Genomic DNA, 4,687 nt, shown 5'->3' with positions numbered 1-4,687 from the left:
TCAGGGTTTTAAACATAGTTGTCCGCGCCTTTTTTGTTGTTGTGGGTCAGGTTATTAATTTTGTTATCTATGGTTGCGCAACCAAAAGCATCAAATAGGAGCAGATCGAAAAAATTGCGAGGAATTTTTACGTATTGGCTATTGATGTGTATTGCTTGCGCAAAAAATTAATTACAACTGAATGGCGAAACAGAAAAGCACCCAAAACACTGACCTATGGCACTTATTTCCCTCGTTCTTATCGCGGTCTTTATAATTATGGCGCCTTAATTATCCATTTGGCGCTAGTTGTTTATAACTAAACTTGGCTTTTTTGAATATGAAACTATTTTTATATTTATTGTTCCACAGTACTCCAAATTGACAGCGCGATCAATTCACAAAAATACAATAAATTAATAATACTTATAATAAAAGTGATATAGAACACAAAAAAAGCGGTTTATTTTTACAGATAAACCGCTTTTTTCATGTAATTAATAAAATGGAGGGAAATGACTGATCAGCTTTGTTTACCTGGCTTGATCATTCGTACCAAGGTGCGATCCTTTTTAACAAAATGGTGAACCAATGCAGCTATCGCGTGGACCGCGACCAAACCCATTAATACCCAGGATAAATATTTGTGGCTTAAACCGGCCAGGTTCAATTTTTCGATATCAAGGAGTAACACAGAGGGCACCTGGAATAAACCAAATACATCCACGGTTTGTCCTTCGGATGTGCAAATAAAATATCCAGTGACCATGATGATTAATAACAGGACATACAACATTAATTTGCTCAGCTTGATCGTTATCCGCATTGCGAGGCTGGAGCTTAAAGTGGCGGGGGTTTTACTCGTCAGCCGCCATAGCAGGCGGATAACAATTAAACCCAATAACAACATGCCAAGCGCATAGTGGAAGTGGGCAATTTTCAGCGCATTGGGAGAATAATATCCGTAGCTCGTTAAATAAAAACCAACACCAAATACAACCAGCGTAACGATGGCACCCAGCCAGTGAAACAGGATGCTAATAAGGCCGAAGCCGGTAGATGTATCTCTTATCATTTTTATGCCTCTCAGATGAACACGATTTTTATTGTTAGGAAATGCCTGCTTATCCAGGCGCAGCAATGCTACCTGAATAATTTGCGAAGATATGCGATAACGTCAGAGTAATCCGCAAATGAAATCTTTTAGCGTGCCCCAATAAAAAAGCCTGACTGCTCATTAAAAATATCTTTAATAAACAGTCAGGCTAATTTCACAGGGCTTTTGATTGCAGGGCCCTGGATTACAGGATTCCGGATTTAGGTTTTTACAACCCGGAATCGTTGATCAGCAGTTACAGGCCTGAAATGGCACTGTTAGCCCATTTTCTGTAGGAGCCACCGTTAGGACCTTGGTCAGCACGCAATTTGAGACCGATGGTTTGATAAATATCAGCCTGGGTTTTGCCGCCAATATTCACCACGCGTCCACCAGTAATCCCGGCACCCGCAACCAGCATAGGAACGTTGTCATTACCATGGGAGTCGGCATCGCCCATATCCGATACCTGGGTCACGATGGTAGAGCTCAACAAACCTTTGGCATTGAGCTTATCAAACAGGTTTTTGGTCAAACCCTGCATGTACACAATGTCTTCGGTGTAGGCATTAGGCATGTTGCCCTGGTTGTGGTGTGACTGGTGCGATTCACGGCCCAATACATCCAGGTAGTGGGTGTGAGCATCGGTACCAAACGCGATAGAAACCGAGGCGCTCAAGTTGCAATCCAGGGCAAGGACAATGATATCGGTGTGCAATTTTGCCAGCGCATCGAAACCGGTTGCCGAGGTTGTTGGTGGCTGCGGACAGCTACCGCTGGAACCAGTACCGGTGCCTGAACTGCCAATTGCAGTTTCAATTTCCCGAATAGCCGACATGTGGCTATCCAGTTTGTCTTTTTCGTGCTGGCCCAATTTATTTTTCAGGTCATTTACCGCTGGCAAATGCAGGTCAACGATAGATTTGCGTGGCGCAACAGTGCCACCACCGCCACCACCGCCACCGCCAGCGAACAACACATCCAGGGCTGCCTGCGGGCTGGTGATAACGGGTTTGGTTCCGGTAGTGTCCCGGCTGAGCGCTGACTCGGCGGTAGTACCCACGTTCAGGTATTTCACCGGGTAGTTAGCCCCGATAGTGCGCCCCAGGTTCACATCAAAGCTATCGTAGTTCCACGAGCCGTCATTAAAACGGTGGAACATCACCCCGTGACCAGCCTGGCTCAGCTTGGCATTTTGCAACAGCGCAATACGGCTGTAATGGCTTTGCAAGGGTGCTGATTGTGCGGGTAAGGTGCTTCCCGTTGGAAACCATTTGGATGGATGGCAACCACCGCCGGAAAAAACCAGGCAGTGTTTGCTCGGTGTGCCACTTTGGGCTTCTGCGACACGTGCCATCATTACACCCGCGATCAGACTGGATGCTCTGATAACACCAGCGGCAATACCGGCGTGTTTGACAACACGCAAAAAGTCACGGCGCTCTTTGTCGAAGCAATCTTTATATCTCATTTTTATACTCCAATTCGTTGGCAAAGAGGGGGCGCTTAGCGCGCCCACACTTGACGATACATTACGGATTCCAGCGCCGGAATTTCTTCCAACATGGCGCGTGGGCCGCGGGTGTTAAGCACTTGGGTCAGGTCGGCGATGTCGCAACGATATGCGTTTTCTTCCGCTTTGCTGATGCGCTGTGTGCCAACATCCCGGTCAGTATCAAGCAAGAAGATCGAATGGATACCACTGCTGTAGCTCACGAACTGTGTTGCCAGGCAGGTTTGCGCCTGGGCACTTACGGTTGGGTGTTCCACAATGGTCCGACCCAGATCTTTAGCACCGCTGAACGTAATTGCCGGTTGGTGAATCACGCGATCCGGATCGTTCAGGAATTGCAACTGCTGGTAAGGAGAGAAGAATGTGGTGGTTGTTTTCACCGCATTGCCCTTCGGATCAGATGTGCGTACACGGCCCAGGTGATCGAAGTTCTCCATTCCAGCGCCCAATGGGTTGATGATTTCAGCATGGCAGTTGGAGCAGGTAGTGCCTGCGGTGATGCGGTTAGCAATCATCAACTGGGTAGTTGTGGGGCTGTTGAAGAATTCAGCATCACGTTTGGCAATGGCTTCACGATCCAGTGATACACCAGATGGTGGCTCAGGAATGTCCTGGCACATCATTTTGCGGCGTACTGCTACCGCACGGGTGATCAGGTTGGAGTCAGAGTTACTGGAGTAACGGCTCATAAATGCACCGGATGCCAGGATACCACCGCGCTCGCTAGTCGCTACGCGAACGAAGCCATCGCTATCTGCCCCACTATTGGTATATGCAAGGCCGTAATGGGTCGCCAGGCGTTGGTTAACATAGGTGTAGTTGGGGTTATACAGCGATCCAAAGGTGCTGGTTGAATCAAGCAACGCATTACCGAAGTTTTTACCCAGTTCTGCTTTCATATCGTTTGCCAGGTTTACGAAATCGGTAGTACCGGTACGGCTCAGGTTGGTCAGGTTTTCAGTACCGAGCCAGCGGTTTACGAAGTCGGTCAACAGTAACTTGGTGTTCGCTGAACTTAACAGGCTTGCAGCTTGTGTACGGATACCGGCAGCGGTATTCAACGAGCCGTTACCCGCTGCTGTTAACAGCGCCTGGCTTGGTGTTGAACCGGTGAAGGTATAAGCCAGATAGGTTGCCATCTCGTAACCGTTGAGTTTGTACACGCCAGAGCTTGAGAGATCACCGATCTCGGAGCGATACAGGAATTGCGGGGATGACAGCATTGCTGCCAGCGCAATTTGCATACCTTCCGCTTCAGTGCGGCTACCGGTAGTACCTTTCGCTACTGCCAGGTAAGCGGTTTTCTCATCAGTGGTCAGTGGGCGACGGAAAACGCGTGGCGCCAGATCATTAATCAACTTGTCCGCACAACCGGAAGTACCTGGCGTACAAGACAGCACGGCGTTCCAGCGGGTTGCTACGTTTTCAGCGATACGCTCAGCGGTGCCTAAGTAGCTGGAGTAACGGGTTTTGTCGATTTGCAGGTTGTTGTTGTTTACAAACACACCCGAGATCATGTCATCCGGCAAGCGTGAAATCACATCGTCGGTGTAGTTCACCAGATCTTTCACGGTACGTTGGTATTCCGCTTTGGTCAGCAGACGCAATGTACGTTGGCCGTAGCTTGGTGCTGTGCTTGGGCAAGAGAATGCAGTGGCAGGTTTGCTTGGGATGCCATCGCTGGGTTGACGCCAGGTGAAGATATAGGCCTCAAGGTCAGCGGCGCATTGGCCGGTACAGCTACCGCCATTACCTTCCGGCATCCACATGGCAATAAAGTCACGCAGCGAGCGATCCTGGGTGTCCATGCGATGACGATACGCAGAGCGGTTTGCGTTCAACGGAGCATAAGCCACTGTGCCATCGGCATTCTTCTCACCATCTACACCGTGACAACCCACACAGCTTTGGGTAGTCCAGAGTGATTTACCACGAGTTGCATCACCCACCAGGTTACCCGAGCTGCTGGAGCTGCCGGTATCCACAGACGATGTGCTGCTGCGACTGGAGGTACTGGATGAAGTACTGGTAGTTGATGACGTTGACGTCGTGCCACCGGTAAATACAACACTCACCGGAGTAGTTCCCGCTGACGGAAT

At 49.1% G+C, this 4,687-nt stretch carries 3 protein-coding genes; all 3 read right to left on the bottom strand.

Annotated elements, in window-relative coordinates; genetic code table 11:
• Window positions 1-502 precede the first annotated feature (502 nt).
• Entirely contained in the window at window positions 503-1,054 is a 552-nt protein-coding gene (locus A596_RS04905) for a cytochrome b (protein WP_039913046.1), read from the bottom strand.
• 277 nt (window positions 1,055-1,331) lie between these two features.
• Complete coding sequence (locus tag A596_RS04900) at window positions 1,332-2,546, bottom strand: DUF1552 domain-containing protein (RefSeq protein ID WP_039913045.1); 1,215 nt, start codon at window positions 2,544-2,546, stop codon at window positions 1,332-1,334.
• A 35-nt stretch (window positions 2,547-2,581) separates the two neighbouring features.
• A partial coding sequence (locus A596_RS04895; RefSeq protein ID WP_039913044.1) for a DUF1592 domain-containing protein occupies window positions 2,582-4,687 on the bottom strand: 2,106 nt, incomplete at its 5' end.

Origin of the sequence: Cellvibrio mixtus subsp. mixtus J3-8 (assembly GCF_000766945.1) — a bacterium.
Lineage (GTDB): Bacteria > Pseudomonadota > Gammaproteobacteria > Pseudomonadales > Cellvibrionaceae > Cellvibrio > Cellvibrio mixtus_A.
This window is presented reverse-complemented; position numbering and strand designations above follow the sequence as displayed.